Below are 17,762 nucleotides of genomic sequence, written 5' to 3'. Positions count from 1 at the left end.
CCGCTGCGTTAGCGTTGCGGGTCATGGCCAAGACCGTTCCCGCACCCGGCAAGACCCCGCCCGCCGCCGACTTCGAACACTCCCTCGACGAGCTGGAGCAACTGGTCGCGAAGATGGAAGGCGGCGACATGAGCCTGGACGAATCGCTGGCCTCGTTCGAGCGCGGCATCGGCCTGTTCCGTCACTGCCAGCAGTCGCTGGAGCAGGCCGAACTGCGCGTGCGCCTGCTGCTTGATCCCGAAGCCCCCGACAGCGCCCAACCGTTTGAACCCGAACTCTGAGCTTGGCCCTGTCTTGCAGGTATTGATCCAACGTGCCGAACAGGCACTGGATCGCCGCCTGCCGCAAGCCGACCAATCCCCCGCCGATCTGCACCGCGCGATGCGCTACGCCGTGCTCGGCGGCGGCAAGCGACTGCGCCCGCTGCTGGTCTACGCCGCCGCGCACGCGCTGGGCGAAGACGGACCGCAGTTGGACGCCGCCGCCTGCGCGGTGGAGTTGATCCACGCCTATTCGCTGGTGCACGACGACCTGCCCGCGATGGATGACGACGCACTGCGCCGCGGCCGCCCGACTTGCCACATCGTGTTCGGCGAGGCGATGGCGATCCTCGCCGGCGACGCGCTGCAGGCGCTGGCGTTCGAGATCCTCGCCAACGACAGCTCGCAGCGCATCGCCCCGGCCACCAGCATGGCCATGCTGCGCGCGCTGGGCCGCGCCTGCGGCGCCGAAGGCATGGCCGGCGGCCAGGCGCTCGACCTCGCTGCGGTCGGCCATCCGCTGACCCTGGACGAACTGGAACACATGCATGCCTGCAAGACCGGCGCGCTGATCCGCGCCTCGGTGCAACTGGGCGCACTCGTCGCCGGTGCCGACGGCGACACCTTGCAGGCGCTGGACCGCTACGCCCACGCGGTCGGCCTGGCGTTCCAGGTGCGCGACGACATCCTCGACGTGGAAGGCGAATCGGCGGTGATCGGCAAGACCGCCGGCAAGGACGCCGCCGCCGCCAAGCCCACCTTCCCCTCGATCATCGGCCGCGACGCCTCGCACGCCCGGGTGGCCGAACTGACCGACACCGCACTGGCCGCGATCGCGCCACTGGGCGAGCGTGCCGAATTGCTGGAAGAGCTGGCGCTGTACGCCGCCCATCGTCGTTATTGATCGAACCCCGCGCAACGAAAAGGGCGGCTTGCGCCGCCCTCGTTTCATCACGCGAAGCGTTGTTTCAGTTAACCAGCCGCAGCGCGAACGGGTAACGGTAGGTGGTGCCCTCGTTCGCCTTGATCGTGGCGATGATCACGAACACCAGCCAGGCGATCGCCAGCACCGCCAGCACCAGGAAGCCGATCAGAATGAAGCACAGGATCCAGCCCACGATGGCGGCGATCGCCACGGTGATGTTGAAGTTCAGCGCTTCCTTGCCCTGGTCGTTGACGAACGGCATGGTGTCTTTCTTGATCAGCCAGATCACCAGCGGCCCGATGATGCTGCCCAGCGGAATGATCACGCCGACCAGCGCGGACAGGTGCGCGAACATCGCCCACTGACGTTCTTCGGCGGAAGGGACCCCGGCCATGGGCGGCTCGTTCGGCGGGGGCGGAATGACGGACTCGGGTGGAACGCTCATGCGCATCTCCTTGGTAGTCAGAACTAGCGTCGACGGCTCGACGGCCGGTTGTGCCGATGCTAGCAAGGCCTGCGCCGTATTGCCGCAGGAATTTGCGCCCCGGCGACAGCGGAATCCGCGTGCTACTCGCCCGCCACCGTCATCCGCTCCAGCAGGATCGAACCGGTGAGGATATGCGAGCGCGCATCGACATCCGTGCCCACCGCGACGATGCCGGCGAACATCTCGCGCAGGTTCGCCGCGATGGTGATCCCTTCCACCGGATACGCGACCCGGCCGTTCTCGACCCAGAAGCCGGCCGCGCCGCGCGAATAATCGCCGGTGACGGTGGACACGCCCTGTCCCATCACCTCGGTCACCAGCAGGCCGGTGCCCAGGCGCTGCAGCATGCCGTCGAAATCGGTGTGCTCGCCGTCGGCCGCGCCCGGCTCCACGATCAGGTTGTGGATGCCGCCGGCGTTGCCGGTCGACTGCAAGCCCAGCTTGCGCGCCGAGTAGCTGCCGAGCACGTAGCGCGCCAGCACGCCACCTTCGATCAGCGCGCTGTCGATGGTCGCCACGCCCTCGGCGTCGAAGTTGCCGGAGCCCTGGCCGCGCGGCAGGTGTGGCCGCTCGTCGATATTCAGCCAGGCCGGCATCACCGACTTGCCGACATGGTCGAGCAGGAAGCTGGCCTGGCGATACAGCGCGCCGCCGCTGACCGCGCCGAGCAGGTGGCCGATCAGCCCGCGCGCCAGCTCCGGCGCAAACAGCACCGGGCACTGCCGCGTCGACAGGCTGCGCGCGCCCATGCGCGCCAGCGTGCGTTCGGCCGCCTTGTCGCCGAGCGCCTGCGCGCTGATGAAATCGCCGGCCGCGCGCACGCTGTCGTACCAGTAATCGCGCTGCATGCCGTCCTCGTCACCGGCGATCAGCGCCAGCGACAACGAATGCCGTGTGCCGCGCTCGCGCCCGACGAAGCCATGCGAGTTCGCGTACACCGACAGCCCCTGCCCGGCCTGCACGCTGGCACCGTCGGAATTGCTGATGCCGGCGTGCGCGCGACCGGCCTCCTCGATCTGGATACCCAACTCGATCGCTTGCGCGGTGTCGACGTCCCACGGATGCCACAGGTCCAGATCGGGAAACGCTGTCGCCATGCGCGCCGCATCGGCCAGCCCCGCGGCCGGGTCGGCCTCGGTGAAGCGCGCGATCGCGCAGGCCTGGTCCAGCGTGGCCTGGATCGAATCGAGGTTGAGGTCGGCGGTGCTGGCCGAACCCTTGCGCTGGCCGAAGTACACGGTGAGCCCGAAACCGCGGTCACGGGTATGCTCCACCGTCTCCACCTCGCCCAGGCGCACGTTCACGCTGAGCCCGGTGTCGATGCTGGCGGCCACCTCGGCCTGGCTGGCGCCGGCGGCACGGGCGCGGCGGATCACGTCCTCGGCCAGTTCCGCCAGGCGGTCAAGCTCCTGCAGGCTGCGGTCCTGGCTGATGGCAACTTCGCTCACGTTTGGGCTTTCCTGAGAAATAGACGGGTAGAATAAGCGGTTCGCGACCGCAAGCCCCCAACTTGGGGGCGCGGCGGCGAAATGCAAAGAGCTGCGGAGAACGCCCATGCAACCCACCGCCGGCATCTATCGCCACTACAAGGGTCAGCGCTACCGCGTGTTGGGTACCGCCCGCCATGGCGAAACGATGGAACCGCTGGTGGTTTACCAGGCGCTCTACGGCGATCACGGCCTGTGGGTGCGCCCCGCCGCGATGTTCAGCGAGACCATCGAACTGGACGGCGAACCGATCGCCCGCTTCGCGCTGGAACAGGCCGAACCGGACCCGGCCGAACCAGGCCCGACCGGGCTGGCCAGCAACGACCCGCACGCCTGATCCACCCGCTTTTCTTCTGGAATGACCCCGTGAGCCCGAGCCGCAGCCGCAACCAGACCGAACTCGACGAAGAAGACTACGGCCCCAGCCGCACCCAGCAGCGCCGCGAGGCACTCGCCGTGCTGGTATTGGCACAGCAGCTGGTCGATCTGCAACCGAGCCGACTGGCCAAGCTGGCGCTGCCGGACGACGTGCGTCACGAGATCGACGTCACCCGCCGCACCCCTTCCCACGGCGCGAAGAAGCGCCAGCTCGCCTTCCTCGCCAAGGTCATGCGCCGCTATGGTGACGATGACTTCGCCGCCGTGCGCGCCGAACTCGGCGAGAACCGCGAGAAGCAGCGCCAGGAAACCGCGGCGATGCATCGCCTGGAAGCGATGCGCGACCGCCTGGTCGCGGAAGACGAAGCCGCGCTGTCCGAACTGATCGCCGAGCATCCGCAGGTCGACCGCCAACATCTGCGTTCGCTGGTGCGCCAGGTGCGCATCGAGAAAGACACGCCGAACAAGCCGCCGCGGGCATATCGGGAGATTTTTCAGTTGTTGAAGGATCTGCAGGCGGGCGACGCCTCCGAGGGCTGAAGACTGTCTCTGGCAACGGCATCAAAAGCCCGTTTGCCCGATCGAAGCGAAACAAACCCCATTCGCCCTGAGCCCTTCGACGAGTTCAGGACAGGCGTAGCGCAGCGAAGTCGAAGGGTGATGCGACGCACTGTTTGGGTGCCGTACCCATAGAGCGGAGTGCTCTCGCCTTCCTTCGAGGGACGAATCATTTCCTCTCGTTTGCCTCGAATTCAAAAGCTCAAGTGCAGAGCTTTCGTCCTCCTTCGGAGGCCGAGTTACTTCTCTTTTGCTTGTCCAAAAGAGAAGTAACCCGGAGAAAACGACACCCCGCTTGGCGCTTGCCGGGCATCCTGCCCGGCAAGTCCGTGAGCCGGGGCCGGGCTTTTCGAACGGGCATCTTGCCCGTGCGAAAAGGCATCGGCATCCCCCTGCCGATGCCCGCTACGCGGCCTGTCGACCCCGACTCACCGCCGCGCAAGGGACCCCGGGTAGAGCAGCGGGCCATCGTGGTGGATCAAACGGCTACGTGAATACGAGCCTTCCCCCCGCACGTTTCCCTCTCGACTCCGGGTGCCGACCGTCTGTCTATACTTGAGCATCCGTTGGGGGAAGCGAATCACATGGCTAGGGGCGATGACTGGTCGCGGGTGGAGGTGGAGGCCTGCGTTGCCTCATATCTCACGATGCTGGCGCTGGAGCTTAACGGTCAGCGCTACAACAAAACCGAACACGCTGAAGCGCTGATGCGGAAGCTTGATGGCCGCAGTCGGGGATCGGTCGAGTTCAAACACTGCAACATCAGCGCCATCCTGCTCGCGCTGGATTATCCGAGCATCAATGGCTACAAGCCTCGTTCCAATTACCAGTCCGACCTGCTGGACGTGGTGGAATCGCAGTTGGAAGGGAACACCATCATCGACGCGGCGGCCCAAGCTGCCGTCGAACGCCCGGCCATCGAGATCGCCGTTAACGAGTCCATGTCGGTCTGGGTGCCGGCACCGAAGCCCGCGAAGGTGCGCGAAACCGCTCCCGAATATGCACCTCGGTTCTCGCCTGTCCGGCGCGATTATCTCGCCCGAGAGGCCCGCAACCGCTCGCTTGGTCGCGCAGGCGAGCTGTTCGTGCTCGAACTGGAATCGCGCAGATTGCATGGCGAAGGCCAAAAGGCATTGAGCGAGCGTGTCGAGCATGTTGCCGCAAGCCAAGGCGACGGTTTGGGCTACGACATCCTGTCTTTTGAAAGCAATGGTCGCGAGCGCCTGATCGAAGTCAAGACGACCGCGTTCGGTGAGCTGACTCCGTTTTATGTCAGTCGCAACGAGATCGCGCGCTCCAACGCGGACGCGGATAAATACCGTCTGTACAGGCTCTTCGACTTTCGCGATAAGCCTAAGGTCTTCCAGCTACCGGGATCGATAGATGGTCATTGCACGCTCGATCCCGTGACATACCTGGCGCGTTTCATTGCCTGATCGGTCGACGGAAAAAGTTTTTCGCTGCGGACATGTAAAGCACCGCGCACCGAATGCGGGCCAGGATGGCCCACTGCTGCTCCACCCGGAGCCCCGTGCGGCGGTGAGACGGGGCCGACAGACCGCGTAACAATGCCCATACACACACAGCGCGGGCGCCCTCCTCTCGGCGGACGCCAGCGCATCGCGGAAATTACAGCCCCGCGTTCAAAGCACTCACGATGCCGCTGCCGAATCCGCTGGCGTAGTCCCAGCCGACCGTAGCCGTCTCACCGCCATTGCTGCCGGAGGTGATGTCGTGATAGCTGGCGGTGGATACGGTGTACAGGTGCGGTGCCGCGAAGCCCAGCCCCGGATGGGCTGCCAGCATGCGGGCCCAGGTGGCGGCGAACAGCGGTGCGGACAGGCTGGTGCCGCCGTACTGTGCGTTGCTGCCGTTGACGATGATGATGGCGCCCGAATTCGGATCGGCATCGAACGCCACGTCGGCCACGTCGCGGGTGCCGCCGCCGCCCTGGGTCTGCCAGCTCGGTTTCGGCTCCACCGTGCTGGGGCTGCCGCCCGCGCCGCTCCACAAGGTTTCGCTGACCCAACTGCTGGAAGTACCGGTGGTTACCGACGTGCCGCTGACGGCGACCACGTACGGCGAACTGGCGGGATAGCTCGGCGTGGTGCCGGTCGGTTTCTTGCTGCACTCGTTCGAACCGGAGTCGCCAGTCGAGATGGAGAACGTCTGCCCTTGCGCCACGCCCAGCGCGAAGATCTGGTCGTCCGCCGCCATCGAGCCGTCCTGGTAGGCGCTGGTTTCGCACTCGCCGAGCGACACGTTGATGACCTGCGCCTGGTTGTCGCTGACCACCTTGTTGAACGCCGCGGTGAGCGCGCTGTTGGTCAGCGAGTTGGCGGCGTAGAAGATCAGCTTGCCGACGCCGCCGGACATGCCGACGATATCCTGGCTGTCCAAATCCCACTCGGGCGTGCCGCTGGTATCGGTGCCCGGCGTGCCCACCGTCACTACCTGGGTATTCACCGCCGGCAGGTGGTTGGCGGTGGTGAAGCTGGTCAGATCCTTCAGCGGCTGGGTCATGTCGCCGTCGCTGATGATGCCCACAGTGATCGTCGAGGCGGTCGGCGTGCTGCCGACGTCGTAGATCGTCGGGAACGTGGTCGGGTTGTGGCCGACCAGCGTGCTGCCACCGCCTGGCCGGCCGTGGGTCGTCGCGCCACTGTTTTGCAGCGCGGCCTTGACGATCATGGTGTGCGGATGCGTCACGGTCTGCAGGCCACTCACCGACAGCACGGAATCGGCTAGCGCCGCCGGCACCTTGGCGTCGTCGATGTTGGCGTATGCCGCATGGCCGTTTGCGTCGGTGGCCTTGACGAAGCGTGTGCCGAACGCTGCCTGCGCACTCGCGGCCGTGCCGTCCGCCGAAACCAGCAGGCGGTTGGCCGACACGCTGACGTTGGTGAAGCCGGCCCGACTCAGGTAATCGGCCACGGCCTGCGCCTGCGTCTGGCTCGGCAGGAAATTCGCGGCGACATCGCCCGCCTGCAGCTTGGTGCGGAACAGCGGGCTGGCCGGGTTGTGCGCGGCGGCGATGAAATCGTCGAGCGTGCCCTTGTTCTGGATCTTCAACGCCACCTGCACGTGCAGTGGCATGTCGAATGCCACCAGGTCACTCATGTTCACCGACGCGGCCGGCAGGTGAGCGTGCGTGGCCGTCGTCCTCCAGGTTGCATCGACGCCGGCCGCCGTTGCGACCGTGGACGCCAGCGCCCAGATTGCCCCCATCGCCAAGCACAGCGAAGTCTTCTTCATCTGCATGGTTCATCCCCGAAATTGATGGTGCGAACAGAAAAATTCCGGTCGCCAACGGACCGGAATCCCATGACGCGGCCGTGGATCCCCCCGGACAATTTCCCGACCGCGCCAGTCCTCGACGCTAACACGCCGCGAATTCGAATGATCCGTGCGTCCGTCAAAAAAATGCCAACAAGTAGTTGATTCGCAAGACATTACGAAATCGAAGGAAGTCGCGACTCATCCACGGTCGCATTCGAATCTGGCTTGCCGCGCGCGTGCCGGGCCCGTCCGTGGGCGATGCTCCCGGGCCTGTCTTCAGGCTTGGACAAACCCTTCGTTCCGGATGCAGCCGAGGGCTGCCGCGCACCAGGTCGTGTCGCAGCAAACGCCTGCGACTTCACCCAGGGCGAATGGATTTTCCTGCGGGCGACGGGTTCGCTGCGCTTCGGGTGAACGGGCGCGACGCCGTGGCTCAGATCGCCAGCCACACGTAAAAGTAGAGCGTGTTGTTGGCGCTGGCGTTGCGCCCTGCTCCATCGATGTTGTGCACCAGCCCGCTGAAGCGCGTGAAGTACGTGTACTGCAGGCCCAGCCGTACGTTGACCCAGGGCTGCCGCCACGAAGTGGGCTGGCCGAACGGGGCGTAGTTGAGTTCGACGATGCCGCCGCGGGTATCCGGCGAGCCGTTGTTGCCGTACAGGGTGACGTCGTTGCTGCCATCGTCGATGAATGACGCCAGGGTCACGCCATAGGTCTGGCGATACCAGTAGCTGCCCTTGAGGTTGAACGCCCACAGACTGTTGTGCAGATGGTCGGCACCGCCGTCGGCGTAGGTGGCGTCCAGACGCTGCTGCTCGCGCACGTACAGCGCGCCCGCAGTAAAGCGGTGGTCGCCATGGCCGTACTGGTAGCTGGAATCCATCCCGATATCGCGAAAGCGGTCCGTTGGCCCGGCCACGGGCACCGCGTCGCCCGCGTCATTGGTGCCGACCAGGCCGCGGCGCATGCTCAGCAGGAATCCGCCGACGGTGAAGTCGCCCTGGGGCAGGTTCCAGGTGTAGGTCACGCGCGCGTACGGCGTGATCCCGCTCAGGCGACCGTCGTAGTCGGCATTGACGCGGCGCAGGAATGCCGGCGACAGCGAGCGATAGCCACCGGCCTCCAGGTACCAGGCGCCGTCCAGTTGCACGTAGGCACTGGCGCCAATCACCTGACCACCCAGGCCGCCGAACAGCATCGGCTGGGCCGGAGCACCGGGCGCCAGATCCGCCGACATGTACGGGTACATCCAGGCCGGCGCGGTGTTGAACACATCGCTGACGGTGGGGTTGTTGTTGACCGTGATGCCCCAGATGCCGGAGTGGCTGCCGCGGCTGAACATGCGCGCGTAGCGCAGGTCCACGTTGTCCCAGCCAAGCAGCCCTCCGTTCTCGGAATAGGTCGCCTGGGCGAAGACGCCGATGTGCTCGCTCAGCCGCCCGGCCAGGAACACCGAGGCCTGCTGCAGCTCGGTGTTGTTGTTAGTGCCGAAGCCCTTGGCCGGAGCTTCCGTTTGGGCTTTCTGCGTATGCGTGAACGATTCCACCAGCATCGCCGACAGCGGCAACTCCTTTGCGTCGCCGACCTTCATGGTGTAACCCATCAGCTTGAATTGCCGCCCGAACGCGGTGAGCTCCGGGCCGAAGGCTCCGACGTGACATGCCACGCAGGCGAGCTGGGTTTGCCGCGCATACGAGGGCATGGCCAACGCCAGGGTGGGCACGACCGCCAGCCACGCCAGCACCACCAGCAACATCCAGCGCCGTAGCAGGTGCATGGAGACAAACCGGCCACCAGCGTGGCCCTTGCAGTGACCGTTCATGCGCATCCGCTCCGTCGCCGGGAAGAATGTCGCCAGCCTGAGCCGATGGATGCACCATATGTTGACTTCGATCAAGCAACCCGACGAGTGGCGCGGCGCCGTTTCGCCGCGACAGGTTGCCACCACGCCGGCCAGGCGCTGGCCCGCAAATACTTTCGAACTCGCGGGCCACGCCGATGGCGAACGAACCGTCCAGCGCGATTACGACGCGGTGCCGCCCACCGTCATCGAGTCGATCTTCAGCGTCGGCTGGCCCACACCCACGGGCACGCTTTGCCCGTCCTTGCCGCACACGCCCACGCCTTCATCCAGAGCAAGGTCGTTGCCGATCATCGAGACGCGGTTGAGCACCTCGGGGCCGGAGCCGATCAGCGTGGCGCCCTTCACCGGGCGGGTGATTTTCCCGTCCTCGATCAGGTAGGCCTCGGACGCGGAGAAGGTGAACTTGCCGTTGGTGATGTCGACCTGGCCGCCGCCGAAGTTCGGCGCGTACAGGCCCTTCTTCACCGAACGGATGATCTCGCCCGGGTCGTGCGCGCCGGCCCGCATGTAGGTATTGGTCATGCGCGGCATCGGCAGCGCGGTGAACGATTCGCGGCGGCCGTTGCCGGTGGGCGCCATGCCCATCAGGCGCGCGTTGAGCTTGTCCTGCATATAGCCTTTTAGAATGCCATCCTCGATCAGGGTGGTGCATTCGGTCGGGGTGCCTTCGTCGTCGATGCTGAGCGAACCGCGGCGGCCAACCAGGGTGCCGTCGTCGACGATGGTGACGCCCTTCGCCGCCACGCGCTGGCCGATGCGGCCGGAGAACGCGGAGCTGCCCTTGCGGTTGAAGTCGCCTTCCAGGCCGTGGCCGATCGCCTCGTGCAGCAGCACGCCGGGCCAGCCGGGGCCGAGCACCACGGTCATCTGGCCGGCCGGGGCGTCGACGGAATCCAGGTTCACCAGTGCCTGGCGCACTGCTTCATCGGCGAATGCCAGCGCGCGGCCGTTCTCGATCAGCTCGCGGTAACCGTAGCGGCCGCCGCCGCCGGAGTAACCCTGCTCGCACCGGCCGTTCTGCTCGGCGATCACCTGGATGTTGATGCGCACCAGCGGGCGCACGTCGGCGGCCAGGGTGCCGTCGGAGGCGGCGATCAGGATGGTGTCCATGGTCGCGGCGAGGCTGACGATGACCTGCTTGATGCGCGGGTCACGTGAGCGCGCGTACGCGTCGACCTCACGCAGCAGCGCGATCTTTTCGGGGTTCGGCAGGCTCTCGACCGGGTCGATCGCCGGGTACAGCTGACGTGCACCGTTCAGCGCCAGCGGCTTGCCGGCGCCGTTGCCGTCGTGCGCGATCGCGCGCGCGGCCTTCGACGCCTCCAGCAACTGCGGCAGCACGATCTCGTCGGAATAGGCGAAGCCGGTCTTCTCGCCGCTGATCGCGCGCACGCCCACGCCTTGCTCGATCGAGTGGCTGCCGTCCTTGACGATGCCCTCTTCCAGCGTCCACGACTCGCTGCGCGAATGCTGGAAGTACAGGTCGGCGGCGTCGATCGACGGGCCCATCAGCTGGGTGAACACGCGGTCGAGGTCGCCGGTGGCGATGCCGCCGGGGGACAACAGCTTGCTTTCGGCGAGGGCGATCAGGGAATCCATGGAGTCAGTTCGTTGGCGGTCGGTCGGGAACTATCCCACATGGGGCTGGCGCTAGCGCCTTTAAAGCCTTCGTGCCGGTCCGCTACCATGCCGGAAGCGCCGGCCGGCGCCCGACGTGAAGGATCACCCGTGAGCGAACACTCAAAGCGCGAAGCCCTCGAACGTGCCGTGAAGGCACCGGTGACGGAGACCCGCGAGCTGCTGCAGCGCAACGGCGAGCTGAAGCCGGGGCTGGGCAGGATCAGCGGCGTGATCGCGCTGTCGCTGGGCTTCCTGTGTCTGCTGGCGGTGCTCGCATTCCACTTCCCGCAATACCTGACCACGCCGGATCTGCGCCGCCAGTATTCGGTCGATGTGCTGCGCCAGCTGCTGCTGGTCGCGCTGCTGGTGGCGGGCGGCATGTCGCTGGGCAACCTGATCCTGAATCGCCAGCGCAATCTCAACATCGTGGCGTTCGTGCTGGTGATCGCGGCGGTGGCGCTGGGCGGCGCGCGGGTGCCGGTGGGCGAATTTCCCGACCACACGCCATATCTCGGGCTGGACTGGTTCATCCTGGACCTGCTCGGTTCCACGCTGATCTTCGTGGTGATCGAGAAGCTGTTCCCGCTGTATCGGGGCCAGGCGATCTTCCGCAAGGAATGGCAGACCGACCTGAAGCATTTCGCGGTGAACCATTTCATCGTGGGGCTGGCGCTGCTCACGGTGAACTTCCTGCTGCACCACCTGTTCGGCTGGCTGGTCAGCAGCGATTTCCAGCAGACCGTGCAGCACATCAGCTTCGTGCCGCAGTTGCTGTTGTGCGTGCTGGTCGCCGACCTGGCGCAGTACTGGACGCATCGCGCGTATCACGAGGTGCCGTTCCTGTGGCGCTTCCACGCGGTGCATCACAGCGTGAAGACGATGGACTGGCTGGCCGGCTCGCGTCAGCACATGCTGGAGCTGATCGCCACCCGCGTCTGCGTGCTGGCGCCGCTGTACATCCTCGGTTTCTCCGAGGCCGCGATGAACGGCTACATCCTGATCGTGGGCTTCCAGGCGGTGTTCAACCACGCCAACGTGCGTCTGCCGTGGGGGCCGCTGAAATACCTGATCGTGACGCCGGATTTCCACCACTGGCACCACGCCTCCGACGACGAGGCGATCGACAGGAACTATGCCGCGCACTACGCGTTCATCGACTACCTGTTCGGCACCGCGGTGACCTCGACGAAGAAGTTTCCAGAGCGCTACGGCGTGGTCGGCGACTACATGCCCGACGGCTTCGTCCGGCAGCAGCTGTTTCCGTTCCGCCGCGGCAAGACACCCGCCGAATCGCCGGAATGATCGCGCCGGTCAGTGGTGGACCGAGCTGGCCGCAGCCGGCAGCGTGGCGCTGCCCGGGGCGGCCGGCAATCCAAGCAGTGCCGGCGGTTGCCCGCTGCGGGCCGCGGCAGGCAGGCTGAGGGCGGGATTGAGCAAGGGCGCGGCCGGTGCCGTGACGGTGCCGCGCTTCTCGAGCAGGGTCATCACCGGGTCGTCCCAGCTGCCGGTGACCCGATAGCGCGCGCTGGCGGCCTGGTTCAGGCCCTTGCCGAGCAGGCCCTGCACGGCGAAGCCGGCCGCCGCACCGATCGGGCCGCCGACCACCGCACCGACCAGCGGCAGACTGTTGCCGACATGCGGCACCACCAGCATCTGCTGGTCGTAATCCTTGGCGCGCAAGCCGGTGCGGCCGGTGACGCTGATGTTCGCCGCCGGGCCGGCGATCACCAGGTTGTCGGTGGTGGCGTTGCCGTTGGCCAGCTTGAAGTCGCCGGTGATCGAGTCGAACGCCAGCCCCTTGCCGAACACGTCGCCGAAATCCAGGGTGAGCCGGCGCGGCAACTCGGCCAGCGAGACCAGCCCGAGCAGGCGCCCCACGCCCGGCGACGCGGCTTCGGGAATGCGACCGTCGTTGACCTGGATGCTGAGCGTGCCGTCCATGGTCGCCAGCGACAGTCCGCTGGGTGCGCCGGGCCAGCTGGCATCGAGCTGGTCGCGCGTCTTGCCGCCGTTGACCAGCCCGTCGAAACCGAGCGCGCCCAGCATCGCGCCGAGATCCTCGGCGGCGAAGCTGATCTTCATGTGGGTACGGCTGTTGCTGGCGTTACCGTTCCAGTCGCCGCTGGCGTTGATCTGCACGCGGCTGGACAGCGCACGCAGCTGCTCGATGTGCAGGCCGTCCGCCGTCGGCCAGGTTTCCAGGCGCGCTTCGCCGAGCTTCGCGTCGCCCATGCGCAGGTCGCCCACCCACACGTGGAACGGCGGCAGCGCGGCCGGGTTGAACCCGGTATTGGCCGGATCGGGTGCTGGAACGGCAGAGGCTGCGGCGGCCGGTGTCGTGGCGCCGGCGGTGGTTTTGGCCGGATGGCTGGCGGTCTCCGACGCGGGGTCCTTCGGCCAGTGCAACCGTTTCAGCCGCGCGGTGACGCCGCGCTTGTCGAGTTCCCGCGTCGGCATGCTGTAGTTGCCGAGCATCGCCGGGCCGTCCACGTCCACGCTCAGCACGTCCGGCTGCAGCGTGGCGTGCAGCTTCAACGCGCCCAGCTCGCTGCCGAACCATTCGGCCTGGTCGGTACTGACGTCGAGGCTTTCCAGCCCCGGTCCGCCGCTGCCGCCGCCGCTGCCGGCCACCGCGCGCTGCACCCAACCGGTGACGTCGAGCCGGCTGGCGTGACCGCGGATGCGCAGGTCGCGATCCGGCAAGGTCTCGGGCATCTGGTCGCCGAACGCGAGAGTGCCGGCCAGCGGTCGCTGCTCGCCGTCGGCCAGGCGCAGGTAGCCGCGCATCGCATCGCCCAGGCCGATCCGCAGCGCACTGCCGCCAACCGGCAGGCTCATCGTCAGGTGCAGCGGCAAGCTGGCCGATGCCGGCTTGTGCAGCGGCGCCGGCAGGTCCAGCGCGATGCCGTCCAGCGACGAGTCGACGCTGAGGGTCTGCGCCAACGTATCGCTGCCCGCCACGCGGGCGATGGCGAAGCCGATGTCGAACGCGCTGCGCCCGTCGGCCAGCAGGCCGATCCAGCCCAGTGACGGATAGTCCTGCACCAGTTCGGCCATGCGGTAGTTGCCGTGCAGCTGCGCCGACAGCACCGTGGCCGGGTCGCGGTTGGCCGCCGCGATCGCCAGCTGCAAGGTCGACGGCTGGCCGCGGAAGCCGGCGTCCAGCGGGCCGGCCTGCATGCCGTGCGCATCGAACTTCAGCGGGCCGTTGAGCTTGTCCAGCTGGAGCTTCCATTCCGGCGCGCTGAGGTCGGCGTCCTTCAACTGGGCCAGGCCGTCCAGCTGCAGTTCCCCGCCCGCCTTCAACGGCAGTGCCAGGTGGAAGTCGAACGTGCCGCTGCCGCCCAGTTTCAGCTTGGCCAGCGTGCTGGCCTCGCGGCTGCCGACCGGGCTCTTGCGCACGAATTCCATCAGGCTGGCGCCGCTGCCGCTGCCCTGCACGTTGAGGTCGAGCAGCGCGTCGTGGAAGTCCGGGATCACGGCGACCGCCCGCTCCACCTTCACCCCGAGCGAGTGCCCATCGCTGGCTTCGACCAGCATGCCGTTGTTGATGAAGTTGGCCACCGCGCTGACGCCTTCGGCACGTGGCCAGCCCTTGCCGTAGTCGAGGGTGAGGTCGCTGATCACCGCGCGTGCCTCGAAGCGCCCTTCGTTGTGCCGGAACGGCCAGTCGTGCAGGTCGCCGCGCACCAGCACCTGCGCCTCGTCGAGGCGGCCCGCCTGCAGGCCGTGATCGAGCCAGGCGATGGTGCCGGGCGACATCGAGCCCAGCGGCCAGAACCGCTTGGCGGCGACCACGTCGGCATGGTCCAGCTTCGCGTACATGTCCATGAACGGAGCGCCGCCCTGCGCCGGCAGCACCAGCTCGCCGCGAGCCTGGCCGGCATAGCCGGCGCCGGCGAAATCCAGCGCGTCGACGCCGATGTGCCAGTCGCCGTCCTGCGGCCAGAACGCCAGCGTGCCGGCCAGCGTCGACATCACCAACGGCTCGCGGAACGTGTGCGGAAAGCTCAGCGTGGTGACTTGCGCCGGCAGTTCCAGCGACAGCGCCTCGACATCGCCGCGCAACTCGCCGTGCAGGTTGCTCACGCCCGGCAGCTTGCCGACCGGGTCAATGCCCAGGCCATTGAACGCCAGGTCGACCGAGTGCAGTCCCTCGGCGTGATTCCAGTGCAAGGCGAGCCGGTCCAGCTCGCCGCGCGGATGCCCGCTGCCCAGCCACTGCGCCAGCGCCGGCGCCAGCGCCGGCTTCAACGCCAGCCACGGCAGCAGCGGCGCCAGTTGTAGCTTGCGCGCGGCAACGTCCGCGCTGGCGTCTTCGGTGCCGGGCCGGTGCAGGCTCAACGCCAGTGCGCTGCCGTCGTCGCCGGCCCAGCGCACGTCGTAGCCGTCGTCGACATGGCGCACGCCAGCCAAGCCGTGCAGCGACGCCACGCTGGCCCTGCCACCCGTGGGCGCGATCACCGCCAGCGTGTCCAGGTCGAAACGGACCAGACTGCGGCTCAGCTGGCCCTTGCGCCAGTCGAGCCAGGCATTCAGCCAGCCGCGGCCGTGATCGACCGCATAGCCGCCCATATCGATGCCGTCCAGCAACGGCTTCAGTTCGGTGCCGTCGACGCTGGCCCACACCTGGCCCGCGCTGCCGTCATCGCGGAAGCGGCCGGCGGTGCGCACCGCGGCGCTCACGCCATCGCGCCGCAGCACGCCGCCGAAACGGATATGGCTGCCCTGGTGGCTCAGCCGCAGCTGTTTCGACAGCAGCGTGTAGTGCTTGTCCAGGGTGGCGTCAGTAACCACCACGCGCAGATCTTCCAGCCACAGGTCGGCCGACAGCCGGCCCAGCGACAGCGGTTGCCGGCCGCTGCCACCGGCCACGCCGATGCCGTTGACGTGCCAGCCGTGGGCATCGTGCAGCAGGTCCAGTTGCAGGTTGCGCACGTGCAGGTTGAGCAGGTGCCGCGACGGCAGCAGCCAGCCGCCGAAGTCGAATTTCAGTTCGGACTCGGGCAGCTGCAGCGCAGCGCCGCTCTCGCCGGCCGCCGCACCGATGGTCACCCCGTGCATCACGAACTCTGGGCCGGAGCCGGTCCAGCGCCCCTCCATCGAGGCAAAGCTGACCGGACGCTGCAGCCGTGCACTGAGTTGTGCGGCCACCCAGTCCGGGTGCCGCGCCAGCAGCGGCAGCAGCAACTGGGCCAGCGCCGCGATGACGGCAAGCAGGATCAGCGCGACCCCGACGGTCCAGCCCGACGCGCGGGCACAACGGTGCAGCCGCCGCTGCCACAACGCGTTCACGCGCAGCGGCCCCAGTCGAATTTACGGCAGCCGGATTTACAGCAAGACGACATCAAACTGTTCCTGCGAATAATGCTCTTCAGCCTGAAAGCGTATGCTTTTGGAGATGAACTCTTCCAGTTCCGCGACCGCGCTGGATTCTTCCTCCAGGATCCGGTTCACCACGGCCGGGTTTGCCATCACCAGCAGCTTCTGCGCGTTGAACTGGCGCACCGCCCGGGTGATCTCGCGGAAGATCTCGTAGGTCACCGTTTCGGCGGTCTTCAGCACGCCGCGACCGCTGCAGGTCGGGCACGGCTCGCACAGCTGGCGGGCCAGGCTTTCGGTGGTGCGCTTGCGGGTCATCTCGACCAGGCCCAGCGCCGACATCGGGTACACCGTGGTCTTGGCGTGGTCGCGCGCCAGTCCCTTGCCGAGCATGCGCAGCACCTGGCGCTTGTGTTCCTCATCGCTCATGTCGATGAAGTCGATGATGATGATGCCGCCCAGGTTGCGCAGCCGCAGCTGGCGCGCCGCCGCCTGCGCCGCCTCCAGGTTGGTGCGGTAGACGGTTTCTTCCAGGTTGCGCGTACCCAGGTAGGCGCCGGTGTTGACGTCGATCGTGGTCATCGCCTCGGTCTGGTCGACGATCAGGTAGCCGCCGGATTTCAGCGGCACCTCCTTCTTCAGCGCGCGCTGCATCTCGTCCTCGACGCCGTACAGGTCGAAGATCGGCCGCTCGCCGTCGTAGTGCTCGATGCGATCGTCCAGGCTCGGCATGAACTTGTGCACGAACTTGACCACGTTCTCGAACGTCGCGCGCGAATCCACCCGCACCTTCTCGATGTCCTCGTTGAGCATGTCGCGCAGGCTGCGCAGCGGCAGCGACAACTCCTCGTACACGCGCTCGCCGACCCTGGCCTTGGCGATGTTCTCCTGCACCACCCGCCATACCTTGCCCAGGTAGGCCACGTCGAACGCCAGCGACTCGGCACTCTGGCCCTCGGCATTGGTGCGCACGATGTAGCCCAGCGGGGTGTCGCCGATCAGCGGGGTCAGCACGTCGCGCAGCCGCTGGCGCTCGGCCTCGTCCTCGATCCTTGCGGAAATGCCCAGGGTCCGTGCATACGGCAGCAGCACCAGGTAGCGCGAGGGAATCGACAGGTGCGCCGACAATCGCGCACCCTTGGTGCTGATCGGGTCCTTCACGACCTGCACCACGATCTCCTGGCCTTCATGCACCAGTTCGCTGATCGAGGGCACGTGGCCATTGCCGTTGCCGTTCGATTCGGCACCTTCGGGCGGCGGCGGGCGCACGATGTCGGAGGCGTGCAGGAACGCCGCGCGCTCCAGCCCGATCTCCACGAATACCGCCTGCATGCCCGGCATCACCCGCTGCACGCGGCCCTTGTAGATATTCCCGACATAGCCGCGCCGGGACGCCCGCTCGACGTGCACCTCCTGCAGCATGCCGTTCTCGACCACCCCGACCCGCGTCTCGCGCGGGGTCACGTTGATCAGGATTTCTTCGCTCACCGCATACTCCCCCGGACAGATGATCTTTATAGCGGTGCGGCCACGGACTGTCGATGAACCACTGCATGGAATCCGCATGGCCGGGCCGGATAAC

At 67.0% G+C, this 17,762-nt stretch carries 13 protein-coding genes; 6 read left to right on the top strand and 7 right to left on the bottom strand.

What is annotated here, in order from left to right; genetic code table 11:
• The first annotated feature begins 23 nt into the window (after positions 1–23).
• Both ABD024_RS04895 and ABD024_RS04890 read left to right on the top strand, forming a co-directional pair.
• Positions 24–281: an exodeoxyribonuclease VII small subunit gene (locus ABD024_RS04895; protein WP_343850238.1), complete on the top strand. Its 258-nt coding sequence runs from the start codon at positions 24–26 to the stop codon at positions 279–281.
• Positions 265–1,164 (top strand): polyprenyl synthetase family protein, encoded by a 900-nt coding sequence (locus tag ABD024_RS04890; protein ID WP_343850236.1) that lies wholly within the window; start codon positions 265–267, stop codon positions 1,162–1,164. Before ABD024_RS04895 ends, ABD024_RS04890 begins: the two co-directional genes overlap by 17 nt.
• A 64-nt stretch (positions 1,165–1,228) precedes the next feature.
• Here ABD024_RS04890 and ABD024_RS04885 read toward each other — a convergent pair whose 3' ends face one another.
• Both ABD024_RS04885 and pmbA read right to left on the bottom strand, forming a co-directional pair.
• Positions 1,229–1,630, bottom strand: a complete 402-nt coding sequence (locus tag ABD024_RS04885) for a DUF4870 domain-containing protein (RefSeq protein WP_343850234.1) — start codon at positions 1,628–1,630, stop codon at positions 1,229–1,231.
• A 122-nt stretch (positions 1,631–1,752) separates the two neighbouring features.
• Positions 1,753–3,120, bottom strand: coding sequence for a metalloprotease PmbA (gene pmbA, locus ABD024_RS04880; RefSeq protein ID WP_343850232.1), 1,368 nt, complete (start codon positions 3,118–3,120; stop codon positions 1,753–1,755).
• A gap of 106 nt (positions 3,121–3,226) precedes the next feature.
• Here pmbA and ABD024_RS04875 point away from each other — a divergent pair, with 106 nt between their 5' ends.
• The 3 genes from ABD024_RS04875 (at position 3,227) to ABD024_RS04865 (ending at position 5,531) form a co-directional block, all read left to right on the top strand.
• Positions 3,227–3,496, top strand: a complete 270-nt coding sequence (locus ABD024_RS04875) for a DUF1653 domain-containing protein (RefSeq protein ID WP_343850230.1) — start codon at positions 3,227–3,229, stop codon at positions 3,494–3,496.
• A gap of 29 nt (positions 3,497–3,525) precedes the next feature.
• Positions 3,526–4,077: a ribosome biogenesis factor YjgA gene (gene yjgA / locus ABD024_RS04870; RefSeq protein WP_343850228.1), complete on the top strand. Its 552-nt coding sequence runs from the start codon at positions 3,526–3,528 to the stop codon at positions 4,075–4,077.
• Between the two features lie 602 nt (positions 4,078–4,679).
• On the top strand, positions 4,680–5,531 hold the full coding sequence (locus tag ABD024_RS04865) for a protein NO VEIN domain-containing protein (protein WP_343850226.1): 852 nt from the start codon (positions 4,680–4,682) through the stop codon (positions 5,529–5,531).
• 193 nt (positions 5,532–5,724) lie between these two features.
• On the opposite strand, the gene ABD024_RS04860 is transcribed toward ABD024_RS04865, so the two are convergent.
• From ABD024_RS04860 to tldD, 3 genes are all read right to left on the bottom strand, one after another.
• The gene (locus tag ABD024_RS04860) at positions 5,725–7,356 is read right to left on the bottom strand and encodes a S53 family peptidase (RefSeq protein WP_343850224.1); all 1,632 of its coding nucleotides are present in this window, start codon (positions 7,354–7,356) and stop codon (positions 5,725–5,727) included.
• Positions 7,357–7,807: 451 nt separating this feature from the next.
• A complete protein-coding gene (locus tag ABD024_RS04855) occupies positions 7,808–9,151 on the bottom strand; it encodes a cytochrome C (protein WP_343850222.1) in 1,344 nt (447 codons plus the stop codon).
• 246 nt (positions 9,152–9,397) lie between these two features.
• Entirely contained in the window at positions 9,398–10,837 is a 1,440-nt protein-coding gene (gene tldD / locus ABD024_RS04850; RefSeq protein WP_343850220.1) for a metalloprotease TldD, read from the bottom strand.
• A 129-nt stretch (positions 10,838–10,966) separates the two neighbouring features.
• On the opposite strand from tldD, the gene ABD024_RS04845 reads away from it, so the two are divergent.
• Positions 10,967–12,160 (top strand): sterol desaturase family protein, encoded by a 1,194-nt coding sequence (locus ABD024_RS04845; protein ID WP_343850218.1) that lies wholly within the window; start codon positions 10,967–10,969, stop codon positions 12,158–12,160.
• 9 nt (positions 12,161–12,169) lie between these two features.
• On the opposite strand, the gene ABD024_RS04840 is transcribed toward ABD024_RS04845, so the two are convergent.
• Both ABD024_RS04840 and rng read right to left on the bottom strand, forming a co-directional pair.
• On the bottom strand, positions 12,170–16,153 hold the full coding sequence (locus tag ABD024_RS04840; RefSeq protein WP_343850216.1) for a YhdP family protein: 3,984 nt from the start codon (positions 16,151–16,153) through the stop codon (positions 12,170–12,172).
• A gap of 36 nt (positions 16,154–16,189) precedes the next feature.
• On the bottom strand, positions 16,190–17,668 hold the full coding sequence (rng, locus tag ABD024_RS04835) for a ribonuclease G (protein WP_343850214.1): 1,479 nt from the start codon (positions 17,666–17,668) through the stop codon (positions 16,190–16,192).
• Positions 17,669–17,762: the final 94 nt, after the last annotated feature.

Origin of the sequence: Rhodanobacter soli (assembly GCF_039523495.1) — a bacterium.
GTDB classification, from domain to species: Bacteria; Pseudomonadota; Gammaproteobacteria; order Xanthomonadales; family Rhodanobacteraceae; genus Rhodanobacter; species Rhodanobacter soli.
This window is presented reverse-complemented; position numbering and strand designations above follow the sequence as displayed.

What these genes read in the sequence shown, in the direction of transcription:
- ABD024_RS04895 (WP_343850238.1), top strand. Translation starts at nt 24, where the DNA reads ATGGCCAAGACCGTTCCCGCACCCGGCAAGACCCCGCCCGCCGCCGAC.
- ABD024_RS04885 (WP_343850234.1), bottom strand. Translation starts at nt 1,630, where the DNA reads ATGAGCGTTCCACCCGAGTCCGTCATTCCGCCCCCGCCGAACGAGCCG.
- ABD024_RS04875 (WP_343850230.1), top strand. Translation starts at nt 3,227, where the DNA reads ATGCAACCCACCGCCGGCATCTATCGCCACTACAAGGGTCAGCGCTAC.
- ABD024_RS04865 (WP_343850226.1), top strand. Translation starts at nt 4,680, where the DNA reads ATGGCTAGGGGCGATGACTGGTCGCGGGTGGAGGTGGAGGCCTGCGTT.
- ABD024_RS04860 (WP_343850224.1), bottom strand. Translation starts at nt 7,356, where the DNA reads ATGCAGATGAAGAAGACTTCGCTGTGCTTGGCGATGGGGGCAATCTGG.
- ABD024_RS04855 (WP_343850222.1), bottom strand. Translation starts at nt 9,151, where the DNA reads ATGCACCTGCTACGGCGCTGGATGTTGCTGGTGGTGCTGGCGTGGCTG.
- tldD (WP_343850220.1), bottom strand. Translation starts at nt 10,837, where the DNA reads ATGGATTCCCTGATCGCCCTCGCCGAAAGCAAGCTGTTGTCCCCCGGC.